The organism is Thalassospira lucentensis, from assembly GCF_032921865.1.
GTDB lineage: Bacteria > Pseudomonadota > Alphaproteobacteria > Rhodospirillales > Thalassospiraceae > Thalassospira > Thalassospira lucentensis_A.
This window is the reverse complement of sequence record NZ_CP136684.1, coordinates 2,374,115-2,389,826: the sequence shown is the minus strand read 5'-3', so window position 1 is coordinate 2,389,826 and position 15,712 is coordinate 2,374,115. Positions and strand designations below refer to the sequence as shown.

The following is a 15,712-nucleotide window of genomic DNA, read 5'->3' as shown; positions in this document are numbered from 1 at the left end:
AGAATGCGGATTGTTGGCGGAAGTCTTCGCGGGCGGCTTTTGACCGCACCAACCGGGCGCGATACGCGCCCGACACTGGATCGCGTTCGCGAGGCCCTGTTTAACATCCTGACACATGCATCGCGCTGGTACGAGGACGACCAGAACCCGCTTTATGACGGGCTGGTTCTTGATGCCTATGCCGGTTCCGGCGCGCTGGGACTTGAAGCCATTTCACGTGGCGCGCAAAAGGCGGTTTTCTTTGACCTTGATCGCGGTGCGCTTGCCGCCGTCGAACAGAATATTGCCGATTTGAAACTGGGCGACAAAACCCGCGTTCAGCGCGCAGATGCAACCAAGCCACCGCGCGCGCCAGAACCCGCCAGTATGGTGTTCCTTGATCCGCCCTATCATAAGGAATTGCTGGGACCGAGCATTACGGGACTGGCAAATGCCGGATGGATCAATGCGGAAACGCTGATCATTGCCGAACGCGATCCGCGCGATCCAGTGCCCGATATTGACGGGCTTGAAATCCTCGACAGCCGCAAATATGGCCGTTGCCAGATCGATATTTGCCGCCTTGGCGCAGCGGCTTGAGCCTTTATTGAATTCCCGGCTGTGTTATGGTGGTCTGCCTTTCGAAAAGTCAGGCCGTGTTGAGTGATGAAGTTACTGACCCCGACAGCACCCGATCCTGAATTTGGTCGCCGCCTGCGCCAATGGCGCCGCGAAAGCGAGATCAAGCAATCGCGTCTTGCCGATATTGTCGGAGTCACACAGGCCACCGTATCACGTTGGGAAAAGGGTTTGCAAACGCCCGCCCCGCTTCAGATCGACCTTTTGCATCAGATGATGACGCGCAACCGCAATTTCCGATTGGATCAGGCGATCAAACGGCTGGTGATCCATTCGCGGCAACGTGTTCATCTGATCGAGGATCGCAGCCATCGTTTGCTGTGCGCATCGGGACCGCGCGAAAAGGAATGGCAACGGGATTCTGGTGATCTTCTTGGCACATCCCTTTGGCGCTTTGCCACGCCGGAAATCGCACAGGCGGAAAAACGCCTGCATCATATGGGCTGGCACGAAGATCAGGCAGATCATCTGACTTTCGAAACATCCGGGCGCGACGGCCCGCCGATGCCGATTGTCGATAAATTCATCCTGTGGGAACGGTTTTTCCTGTCCGATGGTACCGCCGTTCGCCTGACCACCGGTTTTGATACACCGCCCGTCTAACCCCTTCACGCATATTTCATACGTGGATCGCCCAAGCGGGTTTCCGGTAAAAGGAACCCGCTATTTTGGTTCGCCCCAACCAAATCGTTTATTGAATTGACGGATTGCGCCCTCATGCCACCGATTTTTGCCATTTGTGTTCTTTACGGTCTTGGACTGACGGCCTCGATGCAGGTTGGGCTGGTCGGGCCGATTGCCCCCGATCTTCGTGCCGGTTTTGATCTTAGCCAGGCACAGTTTGGACTTGTCGCGTCGCTGATCACGGCGGCGGGTGCGCTGTTTGCCATTCCCGCAGGGGTTTGGGCCGCACAGGTCGGATTGCGTCGCTCGCTGGTTCTGGGCGGCCTTATGATGATCATTGGTGCTGCACTCTTTGCAACAGCATCCAGCAGCGGGATGCTTTATGTCGGGCGTCTTGTCACCAGTGTCGGATATCTTCTGATTGTGGTGGGTGCCCCAAGCTGGATGGCCAATCTGGGCAATGCCAGAACCGTTGCCATGGCCATGAGCATCTGGGGCACGTTCATCCCGGTCGGCATTGCCATGGGGAACTGGACCAGTGCCGCGATTGTTGCGTGGCTTGACTGGCGCATGGCGGTTGTTGCCTGCACCATCCCGGTCGCGATCCTTTTACCAGCCCTGATGCTGCTGACCAAACCGCGCGAGCAAAGTTTCAACCGGTCCCTGACATCGGGTATTTCCGGCGTCCTTAAATCCCGCCCGGCGATGCAAATCGCACTTACCTTTGCGGCCTTTGCCGGGGCAACATCCGCATCTCTTGCCTTCATGCCCGCCATGATGGCAGACAATCTTGCGATCAGCATTCCCCTTGCCGCGGCGATCATTGGCATCACGGCAATTGCCGGAAACATCATCGGTAGCGTCGGCGCAGGAATGGCACTGGGCCGCGAGATGCCCGGCCGCATCATGCTTGCGATCGGATTACCGGTCATGGCGGCGGCGATCTTCATCCTGTTTGTCAGCCAGATCATCACCATCAGTGTATTGGCGCTGGTCCTGTTCAATATCGGGCAGGGCGTCGTTGCCGGTACATGCTTTGCGCTTTTACCCCGTATTGCAGATCGCAATCTTTCGATGCCCGCCCTTCAGGGGATGCTGGCCCAGTTTGCCGAGATTTTCGTTGTGATTGTTCCACCCGTTGCAGGCGCCATGATCGACTGGGCAAACTGGAGGGGGGCGGCATTTCTTCTGGCCGGTTTCTACCTTGCCGGATTTGTCATTTCGCTTCGGTACCGTCAGGTCCGTATCGTAACAGCGGGTTAGTCCGCCTATACAATCCGCTGTCTTGACCTATCCCGTAAAGCAGGCGACCCTCCTTGCCGGATCAGATGCAAGGGGCAAATAACGCTCTGCACAAGGGAAACGGAATGACCTGGATTAAAGCCACCTTTGTCGGCCTGATATTGCTTGGCATTCTGGTGATTTCCGCGTTCTTCATCTGGCTGGCCCCTGTGGGGGCGGGTTATACGGCCAAAATCATGTGTTCAGCCATTTTTGTAAATGGCCTGTCCTCGGACCGCGCCCGTGACGAGGATGTACTTGCCGATAACAATCCATTGCTGTCGCTGATTACCGCGAATGTTGATTTGCGCCATCAAACGGTCAGCGCGCATGCATTCGGTTTTCGTACACGTATCGCGGTTTTTCGCCCAAATCTTGGCTGCACACTTTCCGATGATCCGGCGCGGATTGAACAGTTGCGCGCGACAAGCCCGCTAATTCGTCCGATCCCGGCACAACCGCTGCGAACGGCATCCGTGCCAGGCAATATTGACAGGCGGGCCTTTAACAATATTCTTGCCGATGCGATGGATGAACCGGGCACGGATATCTCGCGACGCAGCCGGGCAATTGTGGTGTTGCATCGTGGCAAGGTCATTGCCGAACGTTATGCACCGGGGATCAATGCCACCACCCCCTTGCCGGGTTGGTCGATGACCAAAAGCGTGTTCAATGCCCTGCTGGGCCGGATGCAGCAGGAACACATGATCCCCGGAGTTGACAGCCCGGTTCTGATCAACGAATGGCAATCCCGGATAAACGATCCCCGTGCTGTCATCACCTATGACCAGCTTCTGCATATGAGCAGCGGACTGGAATTTGATGAAAGCTACTGGAATCCGCTATCGGACGTGGTTCAAATGCTGTTTGTCGAACCCGCCACTGCCGGATTTGCCGTGGCCCGCCCGCTTGAACACAAACCAGGTGAATATTTCTCCTATAATTCCGGGGCGACAAACGTTCTGTCGGCGGCAATGCGCAATATCAGCGGCTCAATCCTTAGCTATCAGCATATCCCGTTTGACATGCTGTTCCGGCCGCTTGGCATCCGCAATGCGGTAATCGAAACCGATCAGGACGGCTATTTCATCGGTTCCAGCTTCATGCATGCCTCGGCTCGTGACTGGGCAAAAATTGGTCAGTTATTCCTGCAGGATGGCGTCTGGAACGATGAACAACTTCTACCGCCAGACTGGGTGAAATATTCGGTCACGCCCGCACCAGCCGCCCCAAACGGTATCTATGGTGCCCACTGGTGGCTTCAATTGCCCGGTTCACGTGATAAAGACGGTGACACACAAATCAATGGCCCAACGATCCCGGATGATGCGTTTTTTGCACTTGGTCATGATGGCCAGATCATCAGCATCATCCCGTCAAAGGAACTGGTGATTGTAAGACTTGGATTGACCAGAGACGGCAGTGCCTTTGACCAACATCGCTTTGTCGGATCAATTTCGGCACTGTTTCCCGATATTATCGCGCGCAATGGTGATACCACTGTGGAAGTGGAAAATACCGCACAGTCAGCCGAATAAACCCCAGCCGGCCATTCAGACAACCGTACCGGCAACGCCGAAATAGCCCATCACAATACCACCGGTTCCACCCGCAAGAACCAGCGCCCAGACAGGCATCAGCCGCCATTGCAAGATTATGAATGCAATGATCGCAATCACCACGTCCTTCACGTCATGAATTGATCCGGTCCAGATCGGATCGTACAGAACCGATGCGAGCAAGCCCACCACCGCAGCATTGATCCCTGCCAGCCCCGCACGCATTTTGGGCATATGCCGGATACGATCCCAAAACGGCAATAATCCGATCACCAGAAGAAACGCAGGCAGGAAAATGGCGATCAGGGCAATCATCGCCCCCGCGATCCCGCCCGTATCGGTTTGCATCACGGCCCCCAGATAGGCAGCAAAGGTAAAAATCGGCCCCGGTACTGCCTGCGTTGCGCCATAACCGGCAAGGAACGTATCCGTATCGACCCAACCGGGCGCAACAACGGCTTCCTGCAGCAGTGGCAGCACCACATGGCCGCCACCAAAAACCAGCGCCCCGCTGCGATAAAATCCGTCAAATACGGCAAGCCATGATGACGATGTGACCTGCACCAGTAACGGCAACCCGATCAGTAGCGCACCAAAGATTGCCAACGCGAACACCGCCACCTTCGGGGAAATACCGGCAGCCAGCTTCCCGTCCAGCTTGACCAGATCAGCCTGCAGGAACAGTGTCCCGGCAACCAGCCCACCGACAATGACGATGGCCTGCATGCCCGCACCACTAAATGCGATCATCAGTGCGGCTGCAATTATGGCAATAACCGCACGCGGAATATCAGGGCACAGACTTCGCGCCATGCCCCAAAGAGCGTGCGCAACAACACCAACGGCAACCAGTTTGAGCCCCCATATCATGGGACCAGTGGCGGCGAGGTTACTGCCAGCCAAACCAAGCCCAAGCGCGACAAGAACAATTGCCGATGGCATGGTAAAACCGATCCATGCGGCAAATGCACCGGGAAATCCGCCGAGCGACATGCCGATTCCCATCCCGACCTGAGAACTGGCAGGACCCGGCACGAACTGGCAGAGTGCTACCAGATCGCCATAAGTCGCATCCGAAAGCCATTTGCGGCGTACTACGAACTCTTCACGGAAATAACTGATATGTGCAACCGGCCCACCAAAACTGGTCAAGCCAAGTCGAAGAAAAATCAGAAAAATCTGCCAAACCGGCAAATCCTGTCTGGCATCGTGATGAACCGTCATACCTGCCTGCTATCGGATAGATGATATCGCCAAAGAAGCCGGCCGAAGATAGGTGAAGTCCTGCCCCTTCCAAAGCCAAAAGCGGCAGTTTTTCGGCGTTTCATAAAAACATAACAAAACGCCCGCTACCGGATGGTAACGGGCGCCAGACAAAACTGTACAAGCGAAACTAGCGGAAAGCAGGTTCGTCCAACGACCGCAGTTTGCGCGAATGCAGCTGATTGACCTCGTTTCGCAGGGTATCGATGGTATCAAGACCGACCTGAAGGTGTTGACCGATACGCTGCCGATAGAAATTGTTGGCCATTCCCGGCAGTTTCAGTTCGCCATGCACCGGCTTGTCGGAAACACACAGCAACGTGCCGTAAGGAACACGGAAACGGAAACCGTTGGCAGCTATGGTTGCACTTTCCATATCGACCGCGATCGCGCGCGACTGGTTAAGACGCACGAACAGTTCGCTGTAACGCAGTTCCCAGTTCCGGTTGTCTGTGGTTGCCACAGTACCGGTACGCATGCGCGCCTTCATTTCGCGCCCTTTAAGTCCCGTAATTTTGGTCACGGAATTGGCAAGGGCGACCTGTACTTCGGCAATTGGCGGCACCGGAATCCAAAGCGGCAGGTCCGAGTCGAGAACATGATCGTCACGGACATAACCATGCGCCAGAACGTAATCGCCCAGAAGCTGGCTTCGGCGAAGTCCGGCACAATGCCCCAGCATCAACCAGCAATGCGGGCGCATAACCGCGATATGGTCGGTGGCGGTTTTCGCATTCGACGGGCCGACCCCAATATTGACCAGCGTCACCCCCAGACCGTCTTCACGGATCAGGTGATAGGAAGGCATCTGCGGAAGCTGTTTGACGGCTTCTCCGCTTTCCTGCCATGCCTTGGGAGCATTCTTGCGTACATGGACTTTTGGCCCCGGCTCGACAAAAGCAACGTAGGGGCTTTTGGGGTCTTCAAGCTGCAATTTGGCAAACTCGATGAACTCGTCGACATAGCGCTGATAGTTGGTGAACAGCACGAACTTCTGGAAATGTTCGGGCAATGTCGCCGTGTAGTGGCGCAAACGTGCCAGCGAGTAATCCACCCTTTCCCCGGAAAACAGAGAAAGCGGCTTGGGTCCTTCGGTAATTCCGTAATGTACCCCGTTGGCGATATCGTCATCTGTCCGCGCCAGATCAGGCATGTCAAACACCAGCTGAAGCTGGCGAATATCGGTCGGGCCGATATTATCGGTTGCGGTTTCAACCAGGAACGGTAACGGAATGGGACGATCCGAAACACCGACCACGACCGGCACGTCATGGTTTTTAAGCAGCAGTTCAATCTGTTCGCGGTAATATTGTTCGAACAGATCCGGGCGCGTCAGGGTCGTACCGTAAATGCCCGGGTCGCGCGGCGCGCCATACGACAATGTACTTTCGACATGCAACTTCTCGGGCGGCACCTCAATCCCGAGATACGGGTAATAGGCGCGCACAGGCGAGGATTGCTGACCGTTTCCAAACCGGGTGAATGCTTCACGGACTGCCTCGGCACCAGTGGTATAAATATCCTTGATGCGGGCAAGTGCCCTGTCGGCGTCAGTAAATTCAAACAGATCGCGAACCGATCCGTGGACTCCGGAAACCATAATAAGTTGCTCCTTTTTCTTATTGTTGTATTGAGCGGGAGATTTATCACCGCCTGCCCGGACTCTGGCAACCCCCAATTCATGCATGGCTTGGCACACAGGCAGCATATCAGCCATACACGATATGGCGGATCATGACACACGAAGCGCATAAACCCGCGCAGCACAGCATCGTGACTGCTTTATATGTCGGGATTATTTTCAAGAAATCCAAATGACAGTTTTGATGCGCGGGTCATAACCATGACGCGATATTTCCATGCCAACCGACATGAACATAATCGATTCGCCAAGCAGGAAATCCGGCACCAAAATAAAAAAAGGGCCGAAACCAAGAGGTTTCGGCCTATTTCGGAGAAGGGCCTTAGACGTTGAGGGAAAAGACGATCAACTCCGATACAGACTTTATCTGACCATTGGTCAACAAAGTCAATAAAATTTCGAATCAATGCAGTCTTGCGTTTGACGCATCATTCCTGCAGGAACCCGGCACTGGAAGCCAACGATTTCAGCTTCCTGAGACGACGGTAGTACAGCAGGTCAACTGTCCCTCCGTCACCTAAATGACCTTTTTCGATATCCTGGACAATTCCTGCTGCACGCGGATCGGACTGGACAAGACTTTCGATATCGCTCTTGTCTTCATCATCAATCGATCCGCGCACGTAATTTACAATGTCGTCCTTGCCATAAACAGCAAGCACATGGGTCATCAGGCTGCCTCCGCCACGAACCGCGACGCGTGCTCCCGTGTTTCAATCCGCCCGACGGAAGAACGCAGCTTCCGGCGTGCGCGACCTACGCGGGATTTGACCGTGCCAATCTCGACATTCATCCGCTCGGCGGCGTCCTGATAGGAAATTTCGTCAACGGCGGTAAGAAGGATCGCCTGACGTTCCTGCTCGGGAAGCTCACCCAAGATGCGATCCGCATCACGCAGCTGCAACCGGGCCATCTGATTGCTGCCATGACCGTAGACGTCACCAAGATCATCCCAGTCGACATGATGCCCACGGGTCTTCTCGCGACGCTTGGACGAGATGAATGTGTTGAACAGAATCCGGTGCAGCCATGCCTTAAGACTGGTGCCTTCTTCGAACTGATCTTTTTTGCTGATGGCTTTCAACAAAGTGTCCTGCACGAGATCCTGTGCACGATCCATGCTGCCCGTCAGCCGATATGCATGGCGACGCAGCGCGGGTACGTGATCTTCAATTTCGTTCATCACTTGCTCAGACATCACAACCTCCGTTTTTGGATGTCTTCACCGTAACAAAAGAAAATAATATTTAAAGTAAAATCGTATGGTTCACTTAGGCAATACAATGAAGTGACTTAACGTGCACAACAACATCAACAAACACAACAAACATAATCACATCAACACGCCCATAATACGCACTTAACATTTACTCATTATTTTACATTACTTGCGCAAGTTGCGCAAAATGATGCAACTGAGCAAGGCAGTTGTAATATGGAGAAAACGCAGGTAACGTAAGTTACTCCAAAATTCTCGGATGCGTTGCATATCAATGGTTTCAGACGCATATTGGAACGTCTGAACTTAATAAGGACCCCCGCGTGCCAACCTCGAAAAGAACTGAAAAGCTTCAGATTATGCTCGACGACGATGAACTGAAGTTCATCGACGACTGGCGATTTGAGCATCGCATGCCAACCCGGGCAGCAGCTATTCGTGAGCTGATTCGCCGCGGCTTGGTCTCCGAGGACGTGGAAGATCCGGAAACCGAAGGTAAAACCACCACCGATTTCCGTATCGAACCGGAATAATTCAAAGAAAATTCTCGGATATCTTGTAAAAAAGCCCGGCCAATTGCCGGGCTTTGTTATTCATGTGCTCATGTTTTGCCAGATTACGGGGCAGGTTTTCTATCGCCACCCGGCCCTTTTGAGGGCTTCTTGCCTTCAAAAATCCGGGCAATCCCCGCACCAAAACCAAGAACCAGCACCCAGAGACCGTAATAACGCAAGGCGCGTGAAATCCCGATGGCAACCACAAACAGCCAGAAGGGATAAGTTGTTGCTCCCGCAGCTAGGGCTGCAAGCTGCATCGGCACTGGCGTAATACTGATCGCAAAAACAACCCAGAAGCCACCGGCCTCGAACCGTTGCTCCACCTCTTGGAACTCCTGTTGCCCGCCCGCCATTTCAACAAGGGGCCGGATAAATTCATCCGAAAGCCCATAAGCAATCAGGTATAGAAAAACGGCACCCGCAATGCTGCCAAGCAGGGTAACCGTCGCAACGATGATACCGCGCCGACGCGATGCGGCCATGATGGGGGCAATAAGGATTTCGATCGGAACAGGAATGATGGTGGTTTCAAGAAACGACGCAACAGCAATACCCCCAAGTCCCTTGCGGCCGGCGGCCAGCTTTTCCAACCGCACTTGCCAGGCACGCCACCACCGTGCAATCCCGCTTTTCCGGCGATTTTTTTGTTCTTTTTCCATAGACACCCTTGACTGAACAGGGTCAAACGAGCAACGGCCCGCCCATATGGGCGGGCCGCCGACACCCGGAACACCACTTCACCGAGTTAAGGTTGTGATGTCTTATTCGGTGGCGTGATCATCCGAGAGCGCCTGCTCGGCATTATCAAGCGCCTCAAGAGTTTTGGCCTTCACGGTCTCCCAGGTTTCAGCCGAAGCATCCTTGGAATCTTCATATGCCTCGTTCAGGTTTTCCTTGGCACCATCCCATGCTTCTGCGAGCTCATCGACTGCATCTTCGCTGTCATCGCTTACACGTGCGGATACCTCGTCATATTTTTCGCCAAGCTGATTGGACTTTTCCTCAACCCAGGCGAGGAATTCATTTTTTTCCTCATAGGTGAAATCCTTGGCATTTTCATATTCGGCCTTGGCTTTATCACCCATTTTTTCAGCATCCGATTTCATTGCGTCGTCGGTTGCCATAGAGCCTGCCTGATCCGAGCTTTTCTGTGCATCTGCATAAGCCGGTGCAGCCACCGCAACAGACATCATAATAGTACCAGCCATCAGAACAGTCTTGCTAAGCATCACAACCTCCTAGTTATTGAACAGCAGCGCTTTTTCTTTGGCACTGCTTATCGTTTCAAACGGGTGGTGCAAAAGAATGTTCCAATTGTGTTGATTTTAATTTTTGGAACTTTTGTTTCCTGGTCACGTTTTTTAAACAAGCGTTCGGGATATGACCGGCAGCCATATGCTGGTTCAGGATCAAAGCGAATGAACGTGAAAAGAAATACAGGAGTTACAAAATGGCACACAGCAGTATGCAGAGCATTGCGAAAGAATTTCCGGTCAAAACCGGTGTCGACCGCAAAGACCGTCGCGAACTGGCCAAGATGCTAACCAAGATCATTGGCTCGTCGCACGTACTGTATGCCAAAATTCGTGGCGTCCACTGGAACGTGGTCGGTCCAGCCTTCTATTCGCTCCACAAGATGACCGAAGAGCAGTATGAAGACCTGAACGAAGCTATTGACGATATGGCGGAACGCATCCGCGCAATCGGCTTTCAGGCACCGACCGGGCTTTCGGAAATGATTGAAAATTCGGTGGTCAAGGATCAGACCAAGCTTCTTCCGGCCAACGATATGGTAAAGGAACTGGTCGAAGATCACGATCATGTTTCGCGCCTGCTGCGCGAAGGCGTGGCCGAGGCCGAAGCCGCCGATGACGTCAAAACAGCCGATCTTCTGACAGAACGCCTTGGCGTTCATGAAGAAGCGGCATGGATGCTTCGCGCAACCATTTCCTGATTGATCACAACCAAAACCGGTGCCAGATTGGCGCCGGTTTTGTGTCTCAATCTTGCCGTTCTGTTTACGCACCCTGCAAGGCAAGACTTCCCGATCCCCATGGCGGAGGCCCTCAGGTGAAATCGACCGAACTTACCGGCAAGGTTTGCATCCTTCTGACACGTCACAAGATGCCAGACGAATGGCGTGACAACGGCGCACAGCCGTTGCGCAGCATTTTCGAGGAAGCCGGCTATACAGCAGAACTCGAACTCTGTGATGATCCTGTCGCCATGAATACCTTTATCACGTCATCCTGCGCACCCGGCGACGTTGTCGCGATTGGTGGCGGTGATGGCACGATCAACGCCGTTCTCGATACCGTTATCAAGGCTGGCGTGGTTATGGTTCCGTTGCCGCTTGGAACCGCAAACGATTTTGCCCGAAGCCTTTATGTTCCCGATGATATCCTTCAGGCTGCGCGCGCTGCCATCAATGGCCAGATTGCCATGCTTGATATCGGGCGGGTCAACGGACAAAGCTTTGTCAATGCCGCCAGCATCGGGGTCCCTGCCGACGCCCGGAAACGTATTGATCCGAACCTGAAACGCTGGACAGGCGCGATCAGCTATGCCGTGGCCAACTGGCAAAGCTGGCACGAAATGAAGCCGCTGGAACTTAGTGTTACCTGTGGATCAAACCCGCCACAAAACCTTAAACTGCGTCAATTGACCGTAACCAACGGACAGTATTTTGGTGGCGGTTTGCGTCCGCGCGAGAACAAGCGCCTTGATGATGGCAAATTGCATATGTTCGCCATTCAGGCCAATGTCGATACTCTGTCAGGTATGGATATCGCTGCCGAACTGCTGTTTGGATCAATCGATGACAGCAATTATGCCATCAGTCAGGAATGCGATGAGATTCTCATTGAAGGTGCCGATGGCGAACCCGTGCTGGCCGATGGTGAAATCATAAGCAAACTGCCTGCGCGCTTCACACTGGAAGCAAAAACACTGCCTGTCTTTGCACCAAATGCTTTTCACGGCGAAACAGACCGGTCTGCATCATTCCAGGATCAGGAAATCGTCAACGACATTGCATTGGATGCACTTGGCCTTTCGCTGCGGCTGTCGGCCATATATCCCATGGCCACCGATAGTGGCCTGAAGGCCATATGCCACGATACCGCCAATCGCCTGCGCGACATCAATCGCCGCCTGGAATTGGCACTTCGGCCCTATAACCTGCCGACATCGTCACCAGATCCGGATTTGCACAGTCTGGAACAGTTACGTGACCGGGCAATGTCATGGATGCTTGCCGATGCGGATCAACGTCTTGCACGTGGCCTGAAAAATCAGGCATCCCTTATCGAAAATGCACTGGGAAGCTGTGCGATTGACAAAATCCCTGTCGATATATCCACGCCACTCATGGATATGAAAAGTCTGATCCGTGACTTGCAGGCGGGCCTGAACGATTTTCAGCCCTAGTCCTCAAGCCCGGCAAGACTGCGGGCAAATGATTTTGCATCGAACGGACGCAGGTCTTCGGCACTTTCGCCGACCCCGATTGCGTGAACCGGTTTGCCAAATTTTTCGGCCAATGCCACAACAACCCCGCCCTTGGCGGTACCGTCAAGCTTGGTCACGATCAGGCCGGTGACACTGGTGGCCTCTGAAAATACCTCGACCTGGGAATGGGCATTCTGGCCGGTGGTCGCATCAAGTACCAGAAGTGTGTCATGCGGGGCTGCTTGATCGCGTTTTTGAATGACGCGAACGATCTTTTTCAGCTCGTCCATCAGGTGCGCTTTATTCTGCAAACGCCCCGCCGTATCAATCAGCAAAAGGTCATAACCTTCGCGTTGGGCCTGATCGATGGCATCAAAGGCAAGCCCGGCGGCATCCGCAGCGGTATCGCGGGCAATCACCGGGCATCCCGTCCTCTCACCCCAGACCTTAAGCTGTTCGACCGCAGCAGCACGGAATGTATCGCCAGCCGCCATCATGACCTTAAGCCCCTGATCGCGATAGGTTTTGGCAAGTTTACCGATTGTGGTGGTTTTGCCCGATCCGTTAACACCAACGACAAGAATCACATGGGGCTTTTTGGTCGTATCAATCACCAGCGGCTTTGCCACGGGTTCAAGGATTTTGGCGACTTCGGTGGCGATGAATTCCTGAATCTCGGCGGGATCGACTTCCTTGTCGAAACGGGTGCGCGACAGTTCCGCACCCAGTTTTGCCGCAGTGGTCACGCCCAGATCGGACGTAATCAGCAGATCTTCGAATTCCTCAAGCGCGTCATCGTCAAGACGACGCTTGGTGAAGATATCCGCAATCCCGGTGGTCAGTTTCGAGGAGGAGCGTTTCAACCCGTATTTAAGTCGGGCAAACCAGCTTTTTTTCCCCTCTTCACTCATCCCGCAAGCTCCGCTTTCAGTTTTCCGTCTTCAAGGCCGATGACCTTGGCCTTTGCAATTGTGCCCGGTTCTATCACGCGATCCAGCAGAACGGGTGCAAAATGTTCGGTGTGGCCGGTATTTTCCTTTTCCACCAGGACACTCTCGATCATGCCGATCCGTGATTTCAGGAAATTGTTCAACTGAATTTCCCCGGCATCGCGAAGCGCGCCTGCGCGTTCTTTGCGAATATCCTTTGGCACCTGTGGCATACGGGCCGCCGGTGTCCCCGGACGCGACGAATAGGGGAAAACATGCAGGTAAATCAACCCGCATTCATCAACCAGACGCAGGGTATTTTCCGCCATTTCATCGGTTTCGGTAGGGAAACCTGCAATGATGTCGGCGCCGAAGGTTACATCGGCCCGAAGTCCGCGCACCTTGTCGCAGAAATCGATAACATCCTGCCGCAGATGGCGACGCTTCATGCGTTTCAGCACCATGTCATCACCGGCCTGAAGACTGATATGCATGTGCGGCATCAGACGTGGTTCGGTTTCGATCAGGCGGAAGATATCCTCGTCGACCTCGACCGGATCAATGGATGAAATCCGCAGGCGCGGCAGTTCAGGCACCTGTGCCAGAAGACGGCGCGCCATCTGCCCCAATGTCGGTTTGCCCGGAAGATCATGACCATAGGATGTAATGTCCACCCCGGTCAGAACAACTTCGCCGTAACCGTTGGCAACCAGTTCGCGCACCTGCGTTACAATCTCGCCCATCGGTACGCTGCGCGAATTGCCGCGACCAAACGGGATGATGCAGAACGTGCAACGATGATCACAGCCGTTCTGAACCTGCACAAAGGCGCGTGCGCGGCCTTCGAAGCCTGAAACCAGATGGCTTGCGGTTTCCTCGACCGACATGATGTCGTTGACCACGACACGTTCATGCTCGGGCATCAGGAAGGTTTCGGCCTTCATCTTGGCATCGTTACCAAAGATGCGGTCGATCTCGGTCATTTTGGCGAATTTGTCGGGATTGACCTGAACAGCACAGCCGGTGACAAAAATCTTGGCATCGGGATTTTCCCGGCGCAGGCGGCGGATGCTTTGCCGCGCCTGACGTTCTGCCTCGGTCGTAACCGCGCATGTATTGATGATGATCGCATCGTCAAGACCGGCGTTTTTGGCATGGTCGCGCATCACCTCGGATTCATAGGTGTTAAGGCGACAACCAAATGTAATAACGCGCGGCTCTGTCATGCTCGCCCTTTTACGATCAATTCCAGTCTGGAAAACACTTCCGTCGGCGCGGCACACTTATTGACCTGCTGCCAGTACGGAAAGTCCGGCAAGTTCAACCTCCTTGCCGGGCGCTGGTTTCATACGCTTTTAGCGGTTTTAATGCAAGTCTGGCCGGTTCATGGCACGCATGCACCGAACGGGACGGGCAGGCTATTCGGCAGCGAAGTTACGATTGCGACCGTTCTTTTTCGCCCGATAGAGCGCATTATCGGCACGATCAACGACCTTGGCAGCTCCTTCGCCCTTCACATATTCGGCCACACCGACCGAAACCGTCATGTGACCGAACGACGTTCCGCTGGATTTAGCACGCACCTCGCGCGCGGCGATGCGCTTGCTCATATCATCGGCCAGCATCATCGCATCCTTAAGCGGTGTCTGGGGCAACAGGATTGCAAACTCGTCTCCGCCGTAACGCGCCACCAGATCGCGGCCCTTGGTGTTTGCCTTGATCATGGATGCGATCAGAACAAGAATTTCATCACCGATCCGGTGACCATATTTGTCATTCACCACCTTGAACTGATCAAGATCGACCATCATCACGCAAAATGGTTCGTCAATGCTGCCGGTATCAAATTCAACACAGCAACTGGCCAGTGTTTCCTCGAAATGCATGCGATTGGAAACCCGAGTAAGGCCATCGGTGTAGGACCGTTCACGGGTTTCATGCAATTCACGCTGCAGATTGGCGATCTTGTTCAGATAATCGCCAAGCTGTTCATGCAGGCTTTCGACCGTCGTTTGCATCCGGCCGGTATGCAGCGCAACATTGCGAATGACCTCCGCGACCTTTTCACCAGCCAGCAGAGATTCTTCGGCTTTGCCCAGCACATCGCCATAAACGCGCAGTTCGTCGCGCGTACTTGTCAGACTGGCATCGCTGTTTTCGACAACATCGGAAAAATCTTCCATGCCGCGCTGAAGAAAATCGGCTGCCTGACGGTCAAAGATATACCGGTAATAAAGTTGCAGTAGCGTTTCTTCGCCGATTGCCTCCCCACTTGCCTTTACCGCGTCGATAACCCGCAGAATTTCGGGGTTTTCTTCTGCGTAATAGACAAACCAGACATGATAAAGTTCGGGGGTCGGCCTCAGGCCATGATCGCGCAGGGCATCAAGCGTTGCCTTGGCATAGTCCCAGTGCTTGGAAACATGATGATCCGTCGTTGTCACAACGGGTGCTCCGCCTTTTTATTTAACCATTATATTTCAGAGCCCTAGGCCTGCAGAGGCGTTTGCTCGTGAAGAACATAGCCTAATCTGCGGGGCTGGACCACTCATCCGTAATGGTAACCTGTC

General features: G+C 53.9%; 16 protein-coding genes. 7 read left to right on the top strand and 9 right to left on the bottom strand.

What is annotated here, in order from left to right; translation table 11 throughout:
- Positions 1-3 precede the first annotated feature (3 nt).
- The 4 genes from rsmD to R1T41_RS11580 all read left to right on the top strand — a co-directional run bounded on the left by rsmD (position 4) and on the right by R1T41_RS11580 (position 4,061).
- Positions 4-579, top strand: coding sequence for a 16S rRNA (guanine(966)-N(2))-methyltransferase RsmD (gene rsmD / locus R1T41_RS11595; RefSeq protein ID WP_317337173.1), 576 nt, complete (start codon positions 4-6; stop codon positions 577-579).
- 66 nt (positions 580-645) lie between these two features.
- Positions 646-1,221, top strand: a complete 576-nt coding sequence (locus R1T41_RS11590) for a helix-turn-helix transcriptional regulator (protein ID WP_317337172.1) — start codon at positions 646-648, stop codon at positions 1,219-1,221.
- Positions 1,222-1,335: 114 nt separating this feature from the next.
- Positions 1,336-2,505, top strand: a complete 1,170-nt coding sequence (locus tag R1T41_RS11585) for a CynX/NimT family MFS transporter (RefSeq protein ID WP_317337171.1) — start codon at positions 1,336-1,338, stop codon at positions 2,503-2,505.
- Between the two features lie 104 nt (positions 2,506-2,609).
- Positions 2,610-4,061: a serine hydrolase gene (locus R1T41_RS11580; RefSeq protein WP_317337169.1), complete on the top strand. Its 1,452-nt coding sequence runs from the start codon at positions 2,610-2,612 to the stop codon at positions 4,059-4,061.
- 15 nt (positions 4,062-4,076) lie between these two features.
- Here the strand turns inward: R1T41_RS11580 and chrA are convergent, their stop codons facing one another.
- From chrA to R1T41_RS11560, 4 genes are all read right to left on the bottom strand, one after another.
- Positions 4,077-5,306, bottom strand: a complete 1,230-nt coding sequence (gene chrA, locus R1T41_RS11575; protein WP_317337168.1) for a chromate efflux transporter — start codon at positions 5,304-5,306, stop codon at positions 4,077-4,079.
- Between the two features lie 169 nt (positions 5,307-5,475).
- Positions 5,476-6,945 carry an AMP nucleosidase gene (locus tag R1T41_RS11570; RefSeq protein ID WP_114111643.1) on the bottom strand — a complete coding sequence of 490 codons (1,470 nt, stop codon included), beginning with the start codon at positions 6,943-6,945 and terminating at the stop codon, positions 5,476-5,478.
- A 470-nt stretch (positions 6,946-7,415) separates the two neighbouring features.
- Positions 7,416-7,658: a hypothetical protein gene (locus R1T41_RS11565; RefSeq protein ID WP_062950704.1), complete on the bottom strand. Its 243-nt coding sequence runs from the start codon at positions 7,656-7,658 to the stop codon at positions 7,416-7,418.
- Entirely contained in the window at positions 7,658-8,185 is a 528-nt protein-coding gene (locus R1T41_RS11560; RefSeq protein ID WP_062950706.1) for a sigma-70 family RNA polymerase sigma factor, read from the bottom strand. The genes R1T41_RS11565 and R1T41_RS11560 overlap by 1 nt, the downstream gene beginning before the upstream one ends.
- Positions 8,186-8,565: 380 nt before the next feature.
- Here R1T41_RS11560 and R1T41_RS11555 point away from each other — a divergent pair, with 380 nt between their 5' ends.
- Positions 8,566-8,739: a hypothetical protein gene (locus R1T41_RS11555; RefSeq protein ID WP_317337166.1), complete on the top strand. Its 174-nt coding sequence runs from the start codon at positions 8,566-8,568 to the stop codon at positions 8,737-8,739.
- 83 nt (positions 8,740-8,822) lie between these two features.
- On the opposite strand, the gene R1T41_RS11550 is transcribed toward R1T41_RS11555, so the two are convergent.
- Together R1T41_RS11550 and R1T41_RS11545 are read right to left on the bottom strand one after the other, a co-directional pair.
- Positions 8,823-9,422 carry a YqaA family protein gene (locus R1T41_RS11550; RefSeq protein ID WP_317337165.1) on the bottom strand — a complete coding sequence of 200 codons (600 nt, stop codon included), beginning with the start codon at positions 9,420-9,422 and terminating at the stop codon, positions 8,823-8,825.
- A 102-nt stretch (positions 9,423-9,524) separates the two neighbouring features.
- Complete coding sequence (locus R1T41_RS11545; protein ID WP_062950710.1) at positions 9,525-9,992, bottom strand: hypothetical protein; 468 nt, start codon at positions 9,990-9,992, stop codon at positions 9,525-9,527.
- Positions 9,993-10,213: 221 nt separating this feature from the next.
- Between R1T41_RS11545 and R1T41_RS11540 the strand changes: the two genes are divergently transcribed.
- Entirely contained in the window at positions 10,214-10,717 is a 504-nt protein-coding gene (locus tag R1T41_RS11540) for a Dps family protein (protein ID WP_062950713.1), read from the top strand.
- A 116-nt stretch (positions 10,718-10,833) separates the two neighbouring features.
- Positions 10,834-12,192 (top strand): diacylglycerol/lipid kinase family protein, encoded by a 1,359-nt coding sequence (locus R1T41_RS11535; RefSeq protein ID WP_317337164.1) that lies wholly within the window; start codon positions 10,834-10,836, stop codon positions 12,190-12,192.
- Here the strand turns inward: R1T41_RS11535 and ftsY are convergent.
- From ftsY to R1T41_RS11520, 3 genes are all read right to left on the bottom strand, one after another.
- Entirely contained in the window at positions 12,189-13,124 is a 936-nt protein-coding gene (gene ftsY / locus R1T41_RS11530; protein WP_317337163.1) for a signal recognition particle-docking protein FtsY, read from the bottom strand. The genes R1T41_RS11535 and ftsY overlap by 4 nt on opposite strands.
- Positions 13,121-14,368, bottom strand: coding sequence for a tRNA (N(6)-L-threonylcarbamoyladenosine(37)-C(2))-methylthiotransferase MtaB (gene mtaB / locus R1T41_RS11525; RefSeq protein WP_062958617.1), 1,248 nt, complete (start codon positions 14,366-14,368; stop codon positions 13,121-13,123). The genes ftsY and mtaB overlap by 4 nt, the downstream gene beginning before the upstream one ends.
- 192 nt (positions 14,369-14,560) lie before the next feature.
- Positions 14,561-15,586, bottom strand: a complete 1,026-nt coding sequence (locus R1T41_RS11520; protein WP_317337162.1) for a GGDEF domain-containing protein — start codon at positions 15,584-15,586, stop codon at positions 14,561-14,563.
- Between the last annotated feature and the right edge of the window lie 126 nt (positions 15,587-15,712).